This is a genomic window from Pseudomonas sp. FBCC-B35 (assembly GCF_059133755.1).
Genome location: NZ_CP101439.1, coordinates 1,624,110 through 1,643,946 on the forward strand (window position 1 = coordinate 1,624,110; position 19,837 = coordinate 1,643,946).

At 61.2% G+C, this 19,837-nt stretch carries 18 protein-coding genes; 11 read left to right on the plus strand and 7 right to left on the minus strand.

The genetic code is table 11. The features are described from left to right. Positions 1-23 precede the first annotated feature (23 nt). A complete protein-coding gene (yegS, locus tag NMB38_RS07260) occupies positions 24-911 on the plus strand; it encodes a lipid kinase YegS (protein ID WP_027915100.1) in 888 nt (295 codons plus the stop codon). Here yegS and NMB38_RS07265 read toward each other — a convergent pair. The 3 genes from NMB38_RS07265 to NMB38_RS07275 all read right to left on the minus strand — a co-directional run bounded on the left by NMB38_RS07265 (position 895) and on the right by NMB38_RS07275 (position 3,254). After that, positions 895-1,554: a response regulator gene (locus NMB38_RS07265; protein ID WP_027915099.1), complete on the minus strand. Its 660-nt coding sequence runs from the start codon at positions 1,552-1,554 to the stop codon at positions 895-897. The two genes, yegS and NMB38_RS07265, sit on opposite strands and share 17 nt — an antisense overlap. Further along, on the minus strand, positions 1,544-2,440 hold the full coding sequence (locus NMB38_RS07270) for a sensor histidine kinase (RefSeq protein WP_028687368.1): 897 nt from the start codon (positions 2,438-2,440) through the stop codon (positions 1,544-1,546). The genes NMB38_RS07265 and NMB38_RS07270 overlap by 11 nt, the downstream gene beginning before the upstream one ends. Positions 2,441-2,774: 334 nt before the next feature. Continuing rightward, complete coding sequence (locus NMB38_RS07275) at positions 2,775-3,254, minus strand: histidine kinase (protein WP_111475696.1); 480 nt, start codon at positions 3,252-3,254, stop codon at positions 2,775-2,777. A gap of 342 nt (positions 3,255-3,596) precedes the next feature. Between NMB38_RS07275 and NMB38_RS07280 the strand changes: the two genes are divergently transcribed. Then, the gene (locus tag NMB38_RS07280) at positions 3,597-4,532 is read left to right on the plus strand and encodes a chemotaxis protein CheV (RefSeq protein WP_027915097.1); all 936 of its coding nucleotides are present in this window, start codon (positions 3,597-3,599) and stop codon (positions 4,530-4,532) included. 55 nt (positions 4,533-4,587) lie between these two features. Continuing rightward, the gene (locus tag NMB38_RS07285; protein ID WP_028687366.1) at positions 4,588-5,385 is read left to right on the plus strand and encodes an MOSC domain-containing protein; all 798 of its coding nucleotides are present in this window, start codon (positions 4,588-4,590) and stop codon (positions 5,383-5,385) included. Between the two features lie 64 nt (positions 5,386-5,449). Here NMB38_RS07285 and NMB38_RS07290 read toward each other — a convergent pair whose 3' ends face one another. After that, positions 5,450-7,375 carry a transglycosylase SLT domain-containing protein gene (locus tag NMB38_RS07290; RefSeq protein ID WP_049696307.1) on the minus strand — a complete coding sequence of 642 codons (1,926 nt, stop codon included), beginning with the start codon at positions 7,373-7,375 and terminating at the stop codon, positions 5,450-5,452. A 223-nt stretch (positions 7,376-7,598) separates the two neighbouring features. On the opposite strand from NMB38_RS07290, the gene NMB38_RS07295 reads away from it, so the two are divergent. After that, the gene (locus tag NMB38_RS07295; protein WP_028687365.1) at positions 7,599-9,524 is read left to right on the plus strand and encodes an ATP-binding cassette domain-containing protein; all 1,926 of its coding nucleotides are present in this window, start codon (positions 7,599-7,601) and stop codon (positions 9,522-9,524) included. A 116-nt stretch (positions 9,525-9,640) separates the two neighbouring features. Here the strand turns inward: NMB38_RS07295 and NMB38_RS07300 are convergent, their stop codons facing one another. Continuing rightward, positions 9,641-10,081, minus strand: a complete 441-nt coding sequence (locus NMB38_RS07300) for a universal stress protein (RefSeq protein WP_027915093.1) — start codon at positions 10,079-10,081, stop codon at positions 9,641-9,643. A 110-nt stretch (positions 10,082-10,191) separates the two neighbouring features. Between NMB38_RS07300 and NMB38_RS07305 the strand changes: the two genes are divergently transcribed. From NMB38_RS07305 to NMB38_RS07335, 7 genes are all read left to right on the plus strand, one after another. After that, positions 10,192-10,629 (plus strand): hypothetical protein, encoded by a 438-nt coding sequence (locus NMB38_RS07305; RefSeq protein WP_125922363.1) that lies wholly within the window; start codon positions 10,192-10,194, stop codon positions 10,627-10,629. 524 nt (positions 10,630-11,153) lie between these two features. Beyond that, complete coding sequence (gene fadB / locus NMB38_RS07310) at positions 11,154-13,301, plus strand: fatty acid oxidation complex subunit alpha FadB (RefSeq protein ID WP_490806028.1); 2,148 nt, start codon at positions 11,154-11,156, stop codon at positions 13,299-13,301. A gap of 31 nt (positions 13,302-13,332) precedes the next feature. Then, positions 13,333-14,508 (plus strand): acetyl-CoA C-acyltransferase FadA, encoded by a 1,176-nt coding sequence (fadA, locus tag NMB38_RS07315; protein WP_027915090.1) that lies wholly within the window; start codon positions 13,333-13,335, stop codon positions 14,506-14,508. Positions 14,509-14,589: 81 nt separating this feature from the next. Continuing rightward, on the plus strand, positions 14,590-14,841 hold the full coding sequence (locus NMB38_RS07320; protein WP_027915089.1) for a DUF1653 domain-containing protein: 252 nt from the start codon (positions 14,590-14,592) through the stop codon (positions 14,839-14,841). A 100-nt stretch (positions 14,842-14,941) separates the two neighbouring features. Next, entirely contained in the window at positions 14,942-17,551 is a 2,610-nt protein-coding gene (topA, locus tag NMB38_RS07325; RefSeq protein WP_027915088.1) for a type I DNA topoisomerase, read from the plus strand. A gap of 126 nt (positions 17,552-17,677) precedes the next feature. Continuing rightward, entirely contained in the window at positions 17,678-18,193 is a 516-nt protein-coding gene (locus tag NMB38_RS07330; protein ID WP_028687363.1) for a DUF6586 family protein, read from the plus strand. Between the two features lie 50 nt (positions 18,194-18,243). Further along, complete coding sequence (locus NMB38_RS07335; RefSeq protein WP_023534164.1) at positions 18,244-18,477, plus strand: hypothetical protein; 234 nt, start codon at positions 18,244-18,246, stop codon at positions 18,475-18,477. A 171-nt stretch (positions 18,478-18,648) separates the two neighbouring features. Here NMB38_RS07335 and sulA read toward each other — a convergent pair whose 3' ends face one another. Both sulA and lexA read right to left on the minus strand, forming a co-directional pair. Continuing rightward, positions 18,649-19,125 (minus strand): SOS-induced cell division inhibitor SulA, encoded by a 477-nt coding sequence (gene sulA, locus NMB38_RS07340; protein WP_023534256.1) that lies wholly within the window; start codon positions 19,123-19,125, stop codon positions 18,649-18,651. A 13-nt stretch (positions 19,126-19,138) separates the two neighbouring features. Further along, positions 19,139-19,747 (minus strand): transcriptional repressor LexA, encoded by a 609-nt coding sequence (lexA, locus tag NMB38_RS07345; RefSeq protein WP_023534260.1) that lies wholly within the window; start codon positions 19,745-19,747, stop codon positions 19,139-19,141. Positions 19,748-19,837 lie beyond the last annotated feature (90 nt).

The window sequence follows — 19,837 nt, forward strand, 5'->3', positions numbered from 1 at the left end:
TGGTCAATTATGGAGACACCCACATGCAAGCGCGCAAGGCAATGCTGATTCTGCACGGCAAGCAAGCCATGAACGAAGACGTACGTACCGCCGTGCACGACCTGCGCGACACTGGCTGGGCATTGGACGTGCGTGTGACCTGGGAGGGCGGTGATGCCCAGCGCTTGGTCAAGGAGGCACTTGCCGCTGGATACAGCCACATCGTCGCCGGCGGTGGTGATGGCACCTTGCGGGACGTGGCCGAAGCCATGGGGCTCGCGGGCACCGAAGCCAGCCTCGTCTTGCTGCCGCTTGGAACCGCCAACGACTTCGCCAAGGCGGCCGGTATTGCGCTTGAGCCTGCCCAGGCGCTGGCGCTGCTCAATGAGCCGGCCCAGGAAGTCGATCTTGGGCAAGTGGGCGAGCAGCTGTTCCTGAACATGGCGACCGGCGGCTTTGGTAGCCAGGTCACAGCCAGCACATCCGAAGACCTGAAGAAGTTGATGGGTGCCGCCGCCTATGTGTTCACCGGCTTGTCACGCTTCAGCGAACTGGAGGCTGCCTCGGTCGAGTTGAAAGGCCCTGACTTCCATTGGCAAGGGGAGCTGCTGGCGCTGGGGATTGGCAACGGTCGCCAAGCCGGGGGAGGGCAGGAGCTTTGTCCGGATGCGGTGGTCAATGACGGGTTGCTGGATGTTGCGATCCTGCCCAAGCCGCAGGAAGTGGTCGGTGCATTACGCGATTTGCTGGCAGGCGATGGTCTGTTCATCCGGACGCGATTGCCGTGGGTGGAGATCAACAGTCAACAGGGCCTGGATATCAACCTCGACGGCGAACCGCTCAAGGCGGACAGCTTACGTTTCGAGGCGCGTCCCAAGGCCTTGCGCCTGCACCTGCCGCAAGGGTGCCCATTGCTCAGTCATCGAGGCTGATGATCTTCTCGCGCACGGCAAACAGTACCAGTCCGGCGACGTCGTGAATCTGCAAGCGTTTCATCACTTGCGAACGATGGGTTTCGACCGTCTTGATCGACAAGCCCAATCCATTGGCGATTTCGCGGGTAGACTTGCCGCGCACGATCAGGCGCAGAATCTCCAGCTGCCGGGCTGTCAGGTTGTGTCGCTCGCATGCCGGGCGTCTGGCTGGCCTGGTATGACGTAAAGCCTGATTGATGACGGTGTGGGCAATGGCTGGGCTCAGGTAGCGCTCCCCGTTGCGCACAGCGCGCAGCGCTTGCTCAAGCTCCGATGCGCTGGTGTCCTTGAGCAGATACCCATGGGCACCGCCCTCGAGGGCGCGCATGATCAGCTCAGGGTCGGTGTGCATGGAGAGGATCAGCACTTTGCAGGCGCTGCCGCTGGCATTGAGCTGGGTGAGGGCGTCCAGCCCGCTGGTTGATCGCATGGAGAGGTCCAGCAGGATGATGTCAGGCATCAAGGTTCGCGCCTGATCCAGCAACTGCCCGCCATCGTCGGCCTCGCCGATTACCTCGTACCCGGGTATGTCACTGACCAGGGCGCGGACGCCCGCTCTGATCAACGAATGGTCATCCACAAGCAACAATCTACAGTTCATGGGTATCCACTCGGTCCGCGCGTTGCCGGCTGCGGGGCGGCCAAGGGAAGACGGCCTCGATCCGGGTGCCCTGGCCAATATCGCTGGTGATCTGCAGGCTGCCGTTCAGGGCAGTGACCCGCTCCAGCATGCCAGCCAGCCCACGCTGACTGGCAAGGTGCGGGTGCCTGGCAGGCTTGAAGCCGCAGCCATCGTCCTCGATCGATAAAGCCAGGCCCAGCTCGGTACGCTGTAGGTGGATGACAAGGTTGCGCGCTCCGGCGTGACGCAACATATTGGTCACCGCCTCCTGGGTGATGCGAAACACTGCCATTGCGACATTTTCGCCAATGCCCCCAAGGCGTTGCTTGCAAGACAGGCTCCACTGCACGCCGCTGCCATCCAAAGTGCGCAGCAAGTGCGCGCGCAGGCTGGCCTCAAGGCCAAGGCTTGCCAACTGACGGGGGTTGAGCAGGGCAGAAACGTCGCGCACAGCGCTCAACGTATCGTCCAGCGTGGCATGCAAGGCATCGCAATGCCCCTGCACATCCCCGGGCATTCGTCGCTGCAGCCATTGCAACTGCAATTTCGCAGCGGTCAGCAGTTGGCCGATGTCGTCATGAAGCTCCCTGCTCAGGTGCTGGCGCTCCTCTTCTTGCACTTTTAGCAGGCGCTCGGCGAGTTCCGCAGGGCGCAAGCTGATCGAGCGCGCCTCCCTACGCAGTTGCACGGCAGCGACCAAGGCAGCGGTCAGTTGCAGCAACACCAGGCCGATGGGCACAGGTCGCTCGGCTAGGTGTAACGCCAGGCAGGCGAGGCAGGAGACCACGCTGATGCCTGCCGTGGCCCAGCACAGACTGGTGTACGGGGCGCTGCAACGAAAAGAGGTCATCAAGCGTGGGAACATAGGTAGGGGAGCCACTGAAGTATTGCTGATGGAGGCCTTGCACATTACTGCTCAGAGGCTTTTGCGCCGTACTTTCGATGTTTTTTCGACCACGTGTTCATTCAACCTTGCGTCAAGTTGAAGCGTTTCGGTGGGGCATACTACCACCTCGAATTCCTGCGGTCGCCGCCGAATACGACTTCCTCAAGGCAAAGCTTATTGTGGTGAACTAGTACGGGCACCGACGGACTTGCTTGGTTGAGGCTATTTCCTACAACTTTGTAAATCGAAGCTACAACTTTCAGTTTCATCAAAGTTGCACTTCTGGCATGCAACTGCGCGATGGCAATTTGCCCTACGGCTTGTCGCTGAGATCGGGCTGCTGACAGTCAAGCGCTGCGCCTTCATCTGTGACGCAGGCTAATGCCAGAGAAGGTCGAGCCGCATTGGCCAGTTCGCCGAGCAACACAAATTGCTCTCCAGCGTCCAGGTCCAGCCGCCCCGTGTGCGTGTCCAGCAGCTCGAGCTGCCAGGCCAGGAGCCTCAGGCACGCAGCCGTAATGCGCAGCGTTGCGCGATGCAGGCACGCGCCTTGGCAACAGGGGGCCAGTATCTGCTGAACGGAGGTCGTGAAGTGGGCTACTTCAAGCAGCCCCAAACGCTGTGCGTCGTGTGCCAAGTCGCTTAACGCGGCGTCCAGGCACCTGCAGGCATCAGGGTCATTTTCGATGAGCTCAAGATGCTGCAAGCAGTCCTCTGCTCTGTTGAGGCGCTTCTGGGCCCTCTCGCGAAAACCCCTAAGCGCCTCGCAGAAGGGTAAGGCACTGTCCATCATGGTGTCTCCATGGGCAGGACAGGCGGTAGAGACGGGCACGCCGTTACGATAGCTAGCAAAGCCTGACTCCATTCATGCAGTGAGAATGGCGTCACATTAATGGCTAAAGGATAGAGCGAACATCAGGTTGTACCTGATTGCCACTAGGGGTTTCCCTGATAGGCAAGAAAAAAACGGAACTTTTCAGCGTGTGCGAGTGGAATTAGGAAACCAGTTAAGCATGCTGTTAAAGTGATATCAAATTAGGCAAGGGTGTGGCGTTTCTTGGGGTCAAGATGCTACTCCGGCTGCCGATATACACACAATCGCGCACATTTTCGACATGAGCCTGGGGGCTTACCAATGGCTGGCATTCTCGACACAGTAGACCAACGCACACAACTGGTAGGGGAGAACCGGCTGGAAATCCTGATGTTCCGGCTGGCTGGGCGTCAGCTTTTCGCGATCAACGTCTTCAAGGTGCAGGAGGTGTTACAACTGCCCAAGCTGACACTGATGCCGCAACGTCACGCGTTCGTCTGCGGTGTGGTGAACCTGCGAGGCCAGACACTCCCGGTAATCGACCTGTCCCAGGCGATCGGCATGCGCCCCATTCAGCCAGGCCCCGACAGCACCATCATCGTCACCGAATACAACCGCTCGGTGCAGGCGTTTCTGGTGGGCGGGGTCGACCGCATCGTCAACCTCAATTGGGAATCCATCATGCCGCCACCGACCAGTGCCGGCCGTCAGCATTACCTGACTGCCATCACCAAGGTGGACGACAAGCTGGTGGAGGTGATCGATGTGGAAAAGGTGCTTGCCGAAATCGTGCCTTACAACGCCCGCGTTTCGGGTGAGAAATTGGCCGATCCGGTACTGGCGAGGGCGCGTGGTCGCGAGGTGCTGCTGGTGGACGATTCCAGTGTGGCCCTGGCCCAGTTGCGCGACACGCTCTCGCAGTTGGGGATGAAACTGCACGTTGCCAGCGACGGCCTCAAAGCCTTGCGCATGCTCAAGGCGTGGGCCGATGCCGGGGAGGACATGTGCGAAAAGCTATTGATGATCTTCACGGATGCCGAAATGCCGGAAATGGACGGTTATCGCCTGACGACCGAAATCCGCGAGGATGCGCGCCTGCGCAAACTGTACGTGGTGCTGCATACGTCGCTGTCCGGCAGCTTCAACGAATCCATGGTCAAGAAAGTGGGTTGCGACAATTTCCTGTCCAAGTTCCAGCCTGATCGGCTGGTCGATGTGGTCAAGCAGCGCCTGTTGCTGGACACCACCAACGCGTGATTGCGCGCCCTGCTGGGTATAAGCTGGCGGTTTGGCGATTTATGAGGCAGCAGGGATGTTTCTCAGTGAGCTCTACCGGTATCCGGTCAAGTCGGGGCGGGCGCAAGGCCTGCAGGTCTCTCCCGTTGGTGTGCTTGGGCTTGAAGGAGACCGCCGTTGGATGCTGGTCGAGGAACAGAACGGGCGCTTTCTGACCCAGCGCGTCTGGCCCCAGCTCGGGCAGCTCGAGGCAGTCGAGACAGGCGGAGTACTGTTGCTGCGGGCGCCTGGGCAAGTGCCGCTGAAGGTGGTGTCCCCGGCCGACGATGCCCCGCTGCGAGGGGTGACCTTATGGCGCGACACCTTTCGTGTGCCGGATGCCGGTGATGAGGCCGCCGCTTGGCTCAGTGGCTGGCTAGGCAAAGCGGTGAGGTTGGTGTATTGCCCGCAGCAGCGGGCCAGGTACCTGCCCAATGGCTATGGCACCGACCGGGACCGTGCCGCCTTTCCCGACGGTTTCCCGTTGCTGCTCATTGGCCAGGCGTCGCTCGATGAGCTCGATCGCCGTGTCGGCCGGCCCATGGACATGCTGCGGTTCAGGCCAAACCTGGTGGTGCAGGGGGCCGAGGCTTTCGCAGAGGATGGCTGGAAGCGCATTCGCATCGGTACGGTGGAGTTCCGTGTTTTGAAGCCAAGCGTGCGCTGCATTTTCACCACCATCGACCCTGCCACGGGGCAGCGCAGCCCTGACCGCGAGCCCATGACCACGCTTCGGACGTTCCGGGAAAAGGAAGGGGACATATTGTTTGGGCAAAACCTGGCCGCCGATGGCGACGGGCACCTGGAGGTTGGCATGAAGGTCCAGGTGCTCTGAGTTGTCGGGCAGCCGGACGCCGGTGTGGTCGGCGCCCTGGCTTGATCAGCCGCTAATGGCCTCCTTACATGTCGTCGAAGTAGCGCTCGTGCCAGTCCACCAGGGGTTGTGGCATGTTGAGCTTTTGTCCGTAAATCACCGAATAGGACAGCACGTTCTGAACGTACTGACGGGTTTCATCGAATGGAATGGACTCGACCCACACGTCGAAGCTCAGGTGTTTGGCGCCTTTGAGCCATTGCCGTACGCGGCCTGGGCCTGCGTTGTAAGCGGCTGAGGCCAGTACTCGGTTGCCGTTGAACTGGCTGTGCACCTGGCTGAGGTAGGCAGCCCCCAGCTGGATGTTCTTGTCCGGGTTCAGGACCTGTGCGGGCGAAGCCAGTGGGATGCTGAACTTGCGCGCGGTTTCCTTGGCTGTAGCAGGCATCAACTGCATGAGCCCGCTGGCGCCCACTGGGGAACGGGCATCCTCCATGAAGGCGCTTTCCTGACGGGTGATTGCGAATACCCAGCTCGAGTGCAGGCCGCGCACCTTGGCTTCGCGTACCAGGGTGTCGCGGTGCGCCATGGGGAAGCGTACGTCCAGGTCATCCCAGTATTTGGCCTGGCTGATGGTGCGGATGGCCGGGAAATACCAGCGCAACTCGTAACCCAGGCGCGCCTGGGCGACCATTTCGTCCCGGGTGAAGTGACGGCTCACGTGATACCACTCGCGGCGACCTTCGACGATCTGACCGCGGGCATGGAATTCGAGGGCGCGTTGGATGCCAGGTGTATTGCGCACCTTCTTGACCAGCTGTGGGCTGAGCACCAGGGGCTTGTTGTTCAGTTGGTAGGGGGCTTGCGCACGGTCTGCAGCCAGGAAGCCATAGAAATCGCGCTCGCGGGCAACGGCCTTGTACAACTGCGGGACTTGCGGGTTCTTCGGCTGCGCCAGCTCCAGGCTCCGCGCCTGCCAGTACTTCCAGCGGCTGCTCTGGGCCAGGTCGCCGCTCAGGCGCTTGGTGAGGGCATAGGCATCTTCCCACCGGCCCAGGCGCAGCAACAGGCGCAAGCGCCATTCACTGACGGTATCGTCCCGCAGTTCGGGGTCGTAGCGGGTCATGAGGTCAAGCGCGCGCGGGTCATAGCGCCGGGCCAGGGTCAGGCCGATCTCGCGGGCAATGGCCACTTTTTCATCGCGGGAAAAGTGCATGCGCTGGGCATAGTCGTCAAGCAACCCCATGGCGCGCTCCGGGTCCTGCCGTGCAAGGCGGCGCAGCCCGAGACTGACGACGTCCGAGGTCGCTTCGTCGGCCTGGGTGAAGCGTGATGGCTGGTTGAGCAATTCGGGTTTCTGCGCCACATCGATCAGCAGACGGCCTTGTGGCGCCAGCGTGGTCAGGGTCTTGACCAGGTTCTCGGCCAGGCCGTAGTTGCGTGCCTGGGCTGCAAGCTTGGCCCGCTCCCAGCGCTTGGCCTCCGTGAGCTGCCCCTCGGCAGCCCACATGGCGAACAACGGGTCGCAGGCAGCAGGCTGGGACTTGCCCACCGACCACAGCTTGTTTGCCGTGGCAAAGCCTTCGGTGCGCATCCCGTGGCTGAGCTGGTACTGGCCGTTCAGGCAATCGAGCTCGGTGAAGTTGAGCTTGGGATCGTAGTACTTGGCGAAGGTCTGCCACTCACCGCGTTCGGCCAGCCAGCGCAACCAGCGCAGTTTCATCCAGTTGGCCTGGGGCAGGTCGCCGTGCTTGGCCAGGAAACCCTCGATCTCCTGGTTGCTGGCAGATTTCAGGCGCGCGGTCAGTTCGTCATAGGCCAGATACGGTGTCAGCGGATAATCGTCGAGCGCCTGGGCATAGCGCAGGTACGGGCCCTTGTCGCCCTTGGCCAGCGCACGCTTGGCTTCATCATAGTATTGGCGTTGCACGGTAATGTCGGTGGCCTGGGCCGCGCCGGTGGCAGCGGTGAGCAACAGGCATGAAGCAATTTGTAACAGGCGGCTGCGCATGATACGTCCGGGCAGTTGAACCATGGGAAAGTGGCGGCGGGGCCAGCACTGTTGAAAACGATGGCCCTAGCTTAGCCGTTTGCGGATGACAGGTGAAAGCACTGCGCTTGTATCGGGATATTAAGTTCGACCGGGTGTCGCCGTGGGCGACGGGTGCAGGCCGTGCGGATGTCGGCGCAGGGCTAACTCAGGTAGAATGCGCGCCCGATTTATGGAGACGAACATGACCCTGCTCAAATTCAGCGATGTGTCCCTCGCATTCGGCGCCATGCCGCTGCTGGACAAGGTGTCCTGGCAGATCGCTCGTGGCGAGCGGGTGTGCATCATCGGCCGCAACGGCACTGGCAAGTCGAGCATGCTGCGCCTGGTCAAGGGCGAGCAGAAAGGCGATGACGGTGACATCTGGCGCGCCCCTGGGCTGAAAATCGGCGAGTTGCCCCAGGAACTGCCGCTGGCCGACGAGCGCACGGTGTTCGACGTCGTGGCGGCAGGGCTGGATGGCGTCGGCGAGCTGCTGGCACAGTTTCATCACCTGAGCCAGAACATCCAGGGCGATGAAGACCTGGAAAAACTGATGCACGTGCAGCACGAGCTGGAGGCCCGCGATGGCTGGCGCCTGCAGCAAGTGGTTGAAAGCACCCTGAGTCGTCTGCAGTTGCCGGCAGACAAGACCCTGGCGGAGTTGTCCGGCGGCTGGCGTCGTCGTGTACTGCTGGCCCAGGCGCTGGTGTCCGAGCCCGACTTGTTGCTGCTCGACGAGCCGACCAACCACCTGGATATCGGTGCCATCGCCTGGCTCGAGGAAGCACTGCGCGGGTTCAACGGCGCCGTGTTGTTCATCACCCACGACCGATCCTTCCTGCAGAACCTGGCCACCCGCATCCTCGAATTGGACCGCGGCGGCCTGATCGACTGGAATGGCGACTATGCCAGCTTCCTGGTGCACAAGGAGGCCGCGCTGGCCGCCGAGGAAACCGCCAACGCGCTGTTCGACAAGCGCCTGGCCCAGGAAGAGGTATGGATTCGCCAGGGCATCAAGGCCCGTCGCACCCGTAACGAAGGCCGCGTGCGGGCGCTCAAGGCGCTGCGCGTGGAGCGCGGTGAGCGCCGTGAGCGGCAGGGCAAGGCCAACATTCAGATCGAGGCGGCCGACAAGTCGGGCAAGCAGGTCATGGTGCTCGAGCACGTCAGCTTCTCGCACCCGGACGGGCCGATGCTGGTGAAGGATTTTTCCATGGTGCTGCAGCGCCAGGACCGGATCGGCCTGCTGGGCGCCAACGGCACCGGCAAGACCACCTTGCTCAAGCTGATGCTGGGTGATCTGGAGCCCACTTCGGGCAAGATCGAGCGCGGCACCAAGCTTGAGGTCGCCTATTTCGACCAGATGCGCCATCAGCTGGACCTGGAAAAGACCGTCATCGACAACCTCGCCGAGGGCCGAGACTTCATCGAGATCGAAGGGCAGAACCGGCATGTGCTGAGCTACCTGGGCGACTTCCTGTTCAGTCCGCAGCGGGCCCGCACCCCGGTCAAGGCATTGTCCGGCGGCGAACGTGCGCGCCTGCTGCTGGCCAAGCTGTTCAGCAAGCCGGCCAACCTGCTGGTGCTCGACGAACCCACCAACGACCTGGACGTGGAAACCCTCGAGCTGCTCGAAGAGGTGCTCTCCAACTACAAGGGTACCGTGCTGATGGTCAGCCACGACCGGGCGTTTCTCGACAACGTCGTGACTAGCACCCTGGTGTTCGAGGGCGATGGCTTGGTTCGCGAGTACGTGGGCGGTTACGAAGACTGGATTCGTCAGGGCGGTTCGCCAAAGCTGCTCGGCGTTACGGAGAGTAAAGGCGGCAAGTCGGCGCTCAACAGTGCGGTGGTGGAGAAGGTCGAGGCCAAGCCGCAAGCCGTCGCTGCGCCAGTGGCCGAGGAATCGAAGAAAAAGCTCAGCTACAAGCTTCAGCGTGAGCTGGAGATGCTGCCGGGGCAGATCGACGCGCTGGAACAGCGCATGGCCCAGGCTCAGGAAGAGGTGAGCGCGGTCGGTTTCTACCAGCGTCCGATCGCAGAGACGTCAGCGGTGCTGGCGAACATCGAGAAGCTGCAAGGTGAGCTCGATGCCCTGGTGGAGCGCTGGGCCGAGCTGGAAGGCTAAGCAGGCAGGGCGTTGATCGCCTGCGCGTAGCGGGCGAGCCCGCTGCCAGGTGCCAGAGGGAGGATGCAACCCCAAGGCACCTGGCGTGGCCGCTTAACCCCTGGCGGTAGACAGGCTCAGTCCTTTTTCTGCAGTCGCACTGCCAGCACATCGCAGGGTGCGCCGTGCAGCACGTCGTTGGCTGTGGAGCCCAGCAGCAGCGCCAGGCCGTGGCGACCGTGGCTGCCCACGACGATCAGGTCGCAGTGCTGTTCTTTGGCCAATTGATGGATTTCCTGGCGGGGCTGGCCGTAGGTCAAGTGCGAGTCGCCGCGCTGGATGCCCGGATACTTGCTGAACAGGCGATCCATGCGTTCCTTGGCCTGATCGAACTGCTGCTGTTGCAGTTGCGACAAGTCCATCGGCACGTCGCCGCCAAACGCCATGGCCATGGGTTCGACGATGTGCACCAGTGACACCTTGGCGTTGGTAGGCTGGGCCAGCGCCATGGCGCGCTTGATCACAGGGTCGCATTCTTCCGTCAGGTCGACGGCGACCAGCAGATGTTGGTAGGTCATGAGCTGTACTCCAGGCAATCGCTATAGAAGAAGTATGGTCGCTTTCGGGCGGGTCATGCGTGAAAAATGGCTAACCAGCTCATTTGCAACGGTTTATGGGAGCTACTGATATGACGGTATTGCTGGTGGTGTCAATCCTTGCGCTGATTCTCAGCCCGCTTTCCTGGCTGCGCAACTCGCGCAATCAGAGTGAGCAGATGCGCCTGCGCCTGGAGGCGCGGCGCATGGGCCTGGCCATGCAGCTGGCGCCTCAGCAGTGGCCGCACTGGCTGGAAAAACAGCCGCCGAGCCCTTGCCCGCAATATCACCGGGCACGCAAGCGGGGGCATGTCGACAGCTTCAGCTTCTGGCAGATCAGCCCTGGCGTATGGTGGAACCAGTGGCGCGAGCCGTGCGAAGACCCGCGCTTCTTGCAAGCCCTGGCCCGTCTGCCAGCAAGCGCCTACAAGGTCGAGGCCGATGCGCGGATGATAGCGCTCTACTGGACGGAGCGGGGGGGCACGGCTGTATTGCAGGATGTTGCCTACGTGCTGGAGACACTGGCCTGACTCCAAGGGTGCTCGGCGGGCTGTCCATGGCGCCTGACACGCAGCGCAACGAGAAAGCGGCGATTCGGCGGTTCCCTGACAGGAACCGGTCAATCGCCGCTTTCTCGTTCTACCACGCCAAAAGGCTGGGCAGGCCGTTGAATTCACTCCGTCAAGTAACGCCTGGCGCTTGTGCCTGGATCAGCCAGACTGCAAGGGGTGCCGAGGCTGGCAAGGTGTGAGGATTGCCAGCATGAATGGCCAGCGATCAGCGGCATGATCGGTCGTACCCGGCTTGTGGAAAGTGACCGCAAAGTCGGCTTTTCTCCCCGTGGGTGCAGCATTTGACAATGCAGATCTTTTCGGAGAATGTGTGCACACCCAAATCAAACGGGCGTATGAATTGAGCGTTTGCATTGCACGCCACTCATTCATGCGTACGACTCGCGCGCTGACGGGTGTGCCTGGAGCAGGTGGCCATGACGGCTGCGGTGCTGCAGTGATCGGCGTGTACAGTTCAGCTTCCATATCTTGGAGATCAGTTGATGATTTACGAAGGTAAAGCCATCACGGTTAAGGCTCTTGAAAGTGGCATCGTCGAGCTCAAGTTCGACCTCAAGGGTGAGTCCGTCAATAAGTTCAACCGCCTGACCCTGAGCGAGCTGCGCCAGGCTGTAGACGCCATCCAGACCGATGCTTCGGTCAAGGGTGTCATCGTTAGCAGCGGCAAGGACGTGTTCATCGTCGGTGCCGACATCACCGAGTTCGTCGACAACTTCAAGTTGCCCGAGGCCGAATTGGTCGCCGGCAGCCTGGAAGCCAACCATATCTTCAACGCCTTCGAAGACCTCCAGGTGCCTACGGTTGCAGCCATCAACGGTATCGCCCTGGGCGGTGGTCTGGAGATGTGCCTGGCAGCGGACTACCGCATCATGGCCACCACCGCGCGCATCGGCCTGCCCGAAGTGAAGCTGGGCATCTATCCAGGCTTTGGTGGCACAGTGCGTCTGCCGCGCCTGATCGGCTCGGACAACGCCGTCGAGTGGATTGCCGCGGGCAAGGAAAACAGTGCCCAAGACGCCCTGAAAGTCGGTGCCGTCGATGCCGTGGTAGTGCCTGAGTTGCTCATGGCCGGTGCCCTGGACCTGATCAAGCGCGCCATCAGTGGCGAGCTGGACTACAAGGCCAAGCGCCAGCCCAAGCTCGAGAAGCTCAAGCTCAATGCCATCGAGCAGATGATGGCCTTCGAAACCGCCAAAGGTTTCGTCGCTGGGCAGGCCGGCCCTAATTACCCAGCGCCTGTCGAGGCGATCAAGTCCATCCAGAAAGCGGCCAACTTCGGTCGCGACAAGGCACTTGAAATCGAAGCGGCAGGCTTTGCCAAGCTGGCCAAGACGTCGGTTGCACAGAGCCTCATCGGCTTGTTCCTGAACGATCAGGAACTCAAGCGCAAGGCCAAGGCCCACGACGAGATTGCCCGTGACGTCAAGCAGGCGGCCGTGCTGGGCGCCGGTATCATGGGCGGCGGCATCGCCTATCAGTCGGCGGTCAAGGGCACGCCGATCCTGATGAAAGATATTCGCGAAGAGGCCATCGAGCTTGGGTTGAACGAAGCGTCCAAGCTGCTGGGCAATCGGGTCGAGAAAGGTCGGCTGACACCGGCCAAGATGGCCGAGGCGCTCAACGCGATTCGTCCGACCCTGTCGTACGGCGATTTCGCCCACGTGGACATCGTGGTCGAGGCCGTGGTTGAAAACCCCAAGGTCAAGCAGGCCGTGCTTGCCGAGGTGGAAGGGCAGGTGAGGGAGGATGCGATTCTGGCATCCAATACCTCGACCATTTCCATCAATCTGCTGGCAAAAGCGCTGAAGCGCCCGGAAAACTTCGTGGGCATGCACTTCTTCAACCCGGTGCACATGATGCCGTTGGTGGAAGTGATCCGTGGCGAAAAATCCAGCGAAGTGGCAGTCGCTACCACCGTCGCTTACGCCAAGAAAATGGGCAAGAACCCAATCGTGGTCAACGACTGCCCAGGGTTCTTGGTCAACCGTGTCCTGTTCCCGTACTTCGGCGGCTTCGCCAGGCTGGTTAGCGCGGGGGTGGACTTCGTGCGCATCGACAAGGTCATGGAAAAATTCGGCTGGCCCATGGGCCCGGCGTACCTGATGGACGTGGTGGGCATCGACACCGGGCATCATGGCCGTGACGTCATGGCCGAGGGCTTCCCCGATCGCATGAAGGACGAGCGCCGCTCGGCCATCGACGCCTTGTACGATGCCAACCGCCTGGGCCAGAAGAACGGCAAGGGCTTCTACGCCTATGAAACCGACAAGCGTGGCAAGCCGAAGAAAGTCGCCGATGCCGGCGTGCTTGAGGTACTCAAGCCCATCGTGTACGAGCAGCGTGAAGTCAGTGACGAGGACATCGTCAACTGGATGATGATCCCGCTGTGCCTGGAAACCGTTCGCTGCCTTGAAGATGGCATCGTCGAGACGGCCGCCGAGGCGGACATGGGCCTGGTCTACGGCATTGGCTTCCCACCCTTCCGTGGCGGCGCGCTGCGCTACATCGATACCTTGGGTGTAGCCGAATTCGTCGCCCTGGCCGATCGCTATGCCGACCTGGGGCCGCTGTACCACCCGACCGCCAAGCTGCGTGAGATGGCCAAGACGGGCCAGCGCTTCTTCAACTGAGCGGTCAACGAGCTAGAGCGAGAGATTTGATATGAGCCTTAATCCAAGAGACGTGGTGATCGTCGACTTCGGTCGCACGCCAATGGGCCGCTCCAAGGGTGGCATGCACCGCAATACCCGTGCCGAAGACATGTCGGCGCACCTGATCAGCAAGTTGCTTGAGCGCAACGACAAGGTCGATCCCAAGGAAGTCGAGGATGTGATCTGGGGCTGTGTGAACCAGACCCTGGAGCAGGGCTGGAACATCGCCCGCATGGCCTCGTTGATGACCCAGATCCCGCACACCTCTGCGGCGCAGACCGTCAGCCGGCTGTGCGGCTCGTCGATGAGCGCACTGCACACCGCCGCCCAGGCGATCATGACTGGCAATGGCGACGTGTTCGTGATTGGCGGCGTCGAGCACATGGGGCACGTGAGCATGATGCATGGCGTAGACCCCAACCCACACCTGGCGCTGCATGCGGCCAAGGCCTCGGGCATGATGGGCCTGACGGCCGAGATGCTGGGCAAGATGCACGGCATCACGCGTGAACAGCAGGATCAGTTCGGCGTGCGCTCGCACCAGCTGGCGCACAAGGCCACCATCGAGGGCAAGTTCAAGGACGAGATCATCCCCATGCAGGGGTATGACGAGAACGGTTTCCTGAAAGTGTTCGACTTCGACGAAACCATTCGTCCGGAAACCACCCTCGAGGGCCTGGCGTCGCTCAAGCCGGCCTTCAACCCCAAAGGCGGAACCGTGACCGCAGGTACTTCTTCCCAGATCACCGACGGTGCCTCGTGCATGATCGTGATGTCAGGCCAGCGTGCGATGGACCTGGGTATCGAGCCTCTGGCGGTCATTCGGGCCATGGCAGTGGCGGGCGTCGACCCCGCGATCATGGGCTACGGCCCAGTACCGGCCACCCAGAAAGCCCTCAAGCGCGCGGGCTTGAGCATGGCCGACATCGACTTCATCGAACTCAACGAGGCGTTCGCCGCACAGGCGCTGCCTGTGTTGAAAGACTTGAAAGTGCTCGACAAGATGAATGAGAAGGTTAACCTGCACGGCGGCGCGATCGCCTTGGGTCACCCGTTTGGTTGCTCCGGGGCGCGTATTTCCGGCACCCTGCTCAACGTCATGAAGCAAAATGGCGGCACGCTGGGGGTTGCGACCATGTGCGTCGGCCTTGGCCAAGGTATCACCACTGTCTTTGAACGCGTCTAAGGCGCAGGAGAAGGACAGCAACCGGGGCCTCGTGCCCCGGTTTTGTTTTTTGGGTTTCGATGGCATCAGGAGGTAGACGACATGCAGATCCAGCCAGGTGTGTACCGGCATTACAAGGGCCCGGAGTACCGCGTGTTCAGTGTTGCGCGGCACTCCGAGAGCGAGGAGTGGATGGTGTTCTACCAATGCCTGTATGGTGATTACAGCTTCTGGGTGCGCCCGCTGTCGATGTTCCGCGAGTCGGTGGAAGTCGATGGCGAACAGGTGCCCCGCTTTGCGTTGATCAAGGCCGAAGAAGGGCTTTGCGGGATGTCGGACAAGTCGCAGGCGTGATGTTCTGAACTTGACCTCGCAGTTTTGCCACTATATATAGCGGTGCCGCGTCTGGTACCTGACGTGTTTTCAATCTTCAGATTCAGGAATACTCCGATCCATGGGCAAATCGCTGGTCATTGTGGAATCCCCGGCCAAGGCCAAGACCATCAACAAGTACCTGGGCAACCAGTACGTGGTGAAGTCGAGTATCGGCCATATCCGAGACCTTCCCACCAGCGGTTCGGCTAGCGCGAGCAAAGAGCCGGCCGCCAAGCGTGGCAAGGCGGCGGGTGAGGCACCGGCCCTTTCGCCCAAAGAAAAGGCGCGTCGCCAGCTGGTTGCACGCATGGGCGTCGACCCGGACCAGGGCTGGAAAGCCAAGTACGAGATCCTTCCCGGCAAGGAAAAGGTGATCGACGAGCTGCGCCGCCTGGCCAAGGACGCCGACACCATCTACCTCGCGACCGACTTGGACCGCGAAGGGGAGGCGATCGCCTGGCACCTGCGTGAGGCCATCGGTGGCGACGACACCCGCTATAAGCGCGTGGTGTTCAACGAAATCACCAAGAAAGCCATTCAGGAAGCGTTTTCGCAGCCCGGTGAGCTCGACATCGATCGGGTCAACGCGCAGCAGGCGCGCCGTTTTCTCGATCGCGTAGTGGGGTACATGGTGTCCCCGTTGCTGTGGTCCAAGATTGCCCGTGGCCTGTCGGCCGGGCGTGTGCAATCGGTAGCGGTCAAGCTGGTGGTCGAACGCGAACGCGAGATTCGTGCCTTCATTCCTCAGGAATACTGGGAAATCCATGCCGATCTCGGCACTGCCAAGAACGCCAAGGTTCGCTTCGAAGTCGCCCGTGAAAATGGCGAGGCCTTCAAGCCGCTGAACGAAACCCAGGCCATGGCCGCGCTGGAAAAGCTCAAGGCATCGAGCTATAGCGTCGTCAAGCGTGAAGACCGCCCGACCAGCAGCAAGCCTTCAGCGCCCTTCATCACCTCGACCCTGCAACAGGCGGCGAGCAATCGCCTGGGGTTCGGCGTGAAGAAAACCATGATGATGGCCCAGCGTCTGTACGAAGCGGGTTACATCACCTACATGCGTACCGATTCGACCAACCTGTCGAGCGATGCGCTGGAAATGGCCCGTAGCTACATCGAGCGGGAATTCGGCAAGCAGTACCTGCCCGAAACCCCGCAGGTCTACGGCAGCAAAGAGGGGGCTCAGGAGGCGCACGAAGCCATCCGGCCTTCGGACGTGAGCACCCACCCGACCAAGCTCAGCGGTATGGAGCGCGATGCCGAGCGGCTGTACGAGCTGATCTGGCGTCAGTTCCTGGCCTGCCAGATGCCGCCGGCCCAGTACCTGTCCACCAGCGTGACCGTGGCAGCAGGCAGCTTCGAGCTGCGTGCCAAGGGCCGTATCCTGAAGTTCGATGGCTACACCCGCGTGTTGCCGCAGCAGAGCAAGCCTGGTGAAGACGACGTGCTGCCCGAAATGGTCCAGGGTGAAGCGCTCAAGCTGATGCAGCTTGATCCTACCCAGCACTTCACCAAACCGCCTGCACGGTTCACCGAGGCCAGCCTGGTCAAGGAAATGGAAAAACGCGGTATCGGCCGTCCATCCACCTATGCGGCGATCATCTCGACCATCCAGGACCGTGGCTACGTGACGTTGCACAACCGTCGCTTCTACTCGGAGAAGATGGGCGATATCGTGACCGAGCGGCTTTCCGAGAGTTTCTCCAACTTGATGGATTACGGTTTCACCGCCGGCATGGAGGAGAACCTCGACGACGTCGCCCACGGCGAACGCGACTGGAAGAACGTGCTGGACGAGTTCTACGGCGACTTCAGCAAAAAGTTGCAGACGGCCGAATCCAGCGAAGGCGGCATGCGTGCCAACCAGCCGACGATGACCAACATTCCTTGCAAGGAGTGCGGCCGGCCGATGATGATCCGTACAGCGTCCACGGGCGTGTTCCTGGGCTGCTCTGGTTACAGCCTGCCACCCAAGGAGCGCTGCAAGTCCACGGTCAACCTCGTTCCTGGTGACGAGATTGCTGCAGACGACGAGGGTGAATCGGAGTCGCGCGTCTTGCTTGGCAAGCACCGCTGCCCGGTCTGTGCGACGGCGATGGACGCCTACCTGCTCGATGAAAAGCACAAGCTGCACATCTGTGGGAATAACCCCGATTGCCCGGGTTACGAGATCGAAGAGGGCAGCTATCGCATCAAAGGCTACGAAGGCCCAAGCCTTGAGTGCGACAAGTGCGGCAGCGAAATGCAGCTCAAGACCGGGCGCTTCGGCAAGTTCTTCGGGTGCACCAACCCTGCGTGCAAGAACACGCGCAAGCTGCTCAAAAGCGGTGAAGCGGCGCCGCCGAAGATGGACAAGGTCGACATGCCTGAGCTCAAGTGCGAGAAGGTGGACGACACCTATGTGCTGCGCGATGGTGCTTCGGGGCTGTTCCTGGCTGCCAGCCAGTTCCCGAAGAACCGCGAAACGCGTGCGCCCCTGGTGTGCGAGATTGTTCCGCACAAGCATGAGATCGATCCCAAGTACCATTTCCTGTGCGAAGCGCCGCAGAAGGATCCGGACGGTCGTCCTACCGTGATCCGCTACAGCCGCAAGACCAAGGAGCAATACGTCCAGTCCGAAGTGGACGGCAAGCCTACCGGTTGGAAGGCGTTCTACGATGGCAAGACCTGGAAAGTCGAAGACAAGCGCTGAGGTCTAGCGTTCAGGGATGGGGCCGCGCGGCGGCTTTTCGTGAGCTGATGCCACGAAAGGCCGCAGCACGGCCCCTTTCATTTATGATGCAGCAATCCGCTTAGCCACCTGATGGGAGGGCGACACATGGCCCAGGAGCTCTATACCCGTACCAATCAAAAACTGTTCTTTGCCGGGCTGGCACTGGAATCGATGGCCAAGGCTGAACAGAGTCAGGCCATGAACGCCCAGGGGCTGGTGCAGGCTGAGCGGGAGTCGGCATTGTTTCATCTGCACGGTGCATTGCTTGGCCTGTGTCACGAAATCAGTGGGTACTATCGCTTGCCTGCGCTGGCAACCGTCGAGCAGGCCCTGGCCCATGACGCCTTCAACGGCATCGCCATACCAGAAGTTGCCGAGCTTCTGGAGCTTGCCCGGCAACGGGAGACCTGGCTGGCGCAGATGCTGGCTGCGTATGCTGACTTGTTCCGAGCGCCCGTGATGCGCAAACCACCCAAGACTGACGTCACCCAGCCGCTGATCCAGGCCGTCAGCCTCGATGAGCAGGTGCCTGCGCCGCTGTCCCGTGCCGAGCTTGAAGCGTGGCGCAGCAACCTCAAGGCGCTTGTCAGGCGTTTTCGTGATGCGTTGAGTGAGTGCTGACGGCCTCGAGCGCTGGTACAATGCTCGCCTTTCGTGGAGAACCGCCCTTTATGTCTACGTCTTTTCTGGAAATTGTCGAGTTGCCTGATGGCCGCATCGAACTGCGTCGCGCCGAGGATGAAGGCTCACTGGTAACCCTGGATTTCTCAGAGGATGCCAAAGTATTTCTGCAAGGTCAGCACGTCGAGGTGGCCAAAGCCATGCTCAGCGTGGGGGTACAGATGGCTGGACGGCTTGTGGATGGCGAGCTCGAACGTGACGAAGGGCCGCGCGTTCTGCACTGAAACGCGCAGTCGTGTGATCGCTGCCACCGGCCTGGCCGGTGATGGCGGCAAGCGTATCAGACGGATGAATGTGGGGCAGTCGGAAAGGCGTTGCGCTTTCCCGGCGATCTTTACTCGTCAGGATGAGCATGGCCTGGGAGCGGTCAGGCTGGTAGCACGAATGCCGCAGTGTTAGCCGAAACGAATGTTCAGGCTTTGCGCGTTACCCACGCTTGCTGCACGCAACAGCAACTGACGTGCATTGGCATTGACGCTCCCCAGCCAGCTGACCACGGTATGGCTACGGCCCAGGCGTAAGGCTTCACACGCCAACTGAAGGGGAGGCTGGTTGCCGCGCGGATGAAGCAGCAGAATGCGCTCGCGGTTTAGGCCAGCCCTGCGCAGCCAGGCCTGTGTCAGGCTCGACGGTGGCGCAATGAGGGTCAGCCAGCGCGTTTCGTCTTCTTCGCTGAGTTCACGTAGCACAGGTGCCAGCAAGGTATGACAGTGACTGGGGGCGCCGTGCAGTGACAATTCGCTGAACAGGTCGGGCAAGTCACTCTTGCGCGCCAGTTCGCTGGCCTTGAGGCCAGGCAGGACGGGCTGGGCGAGGAATGCTTCGAACAGCGGCAACTGGACTTGCTCGGTTGTATGGGTGAATGGCTGCATGACGCCTCCTGATTCAGCGGCGAATGACGCCGACGCTCAAGCCCTCGATCACCAGTTCCTGATCTTTCAGGTTGACTTCGATAGGGGCGAATTCCGGGTTTTCGGCCAGCAGCCAGACCTTGTTGCCTTCGCGCTTGAAGCGCTTGACGGTGACTTCGTCGCCGATGCGCGCCACGACGATCTGGCCGTTGCGGGCTTCACGGCAGGTATGCACCGCCAACAGGTCGCCATCGAGGATGCCCACGTTCTTCATGCTCATGCCGTGAACACGCAACAGATAGTCGGCCTGGGGGTGGAAAAAGGCGGGGTTGATGTTGCAGGATTGCTCGATGTGTTGCTCGGCAAGGATCGGGGCGCCGGCAGCAACGCGGCCGATGATCGGGAGCCCGGCCTCCTCGGCCTTGGCTTCGAGGCCGGGAATGCGAATGCCTCGGGAGGCGCCTGGCGTCATCTCGATAGCGCCTTTACGGGCCAGCGCCTTGAGATGCTCCTCGGCGGCATTAGGGGATTTGAAACCCAGCTCCTGGGCAATCTCGGCACGGGTCGGCGGAAAGCCGTTGTCCTCGAGGCTGCGCTTGATGAAGGCGAGGATTTCGGCTTGGCGTGGCGTCAGTTTCAACATGATCAGCGCTCTGTCTTTTTGTACAGTGACTGGGATTATATACAGTATTGGTCTAGCCGCAAGCTTTGGCAGTCTCTAGGTAAGCCGACT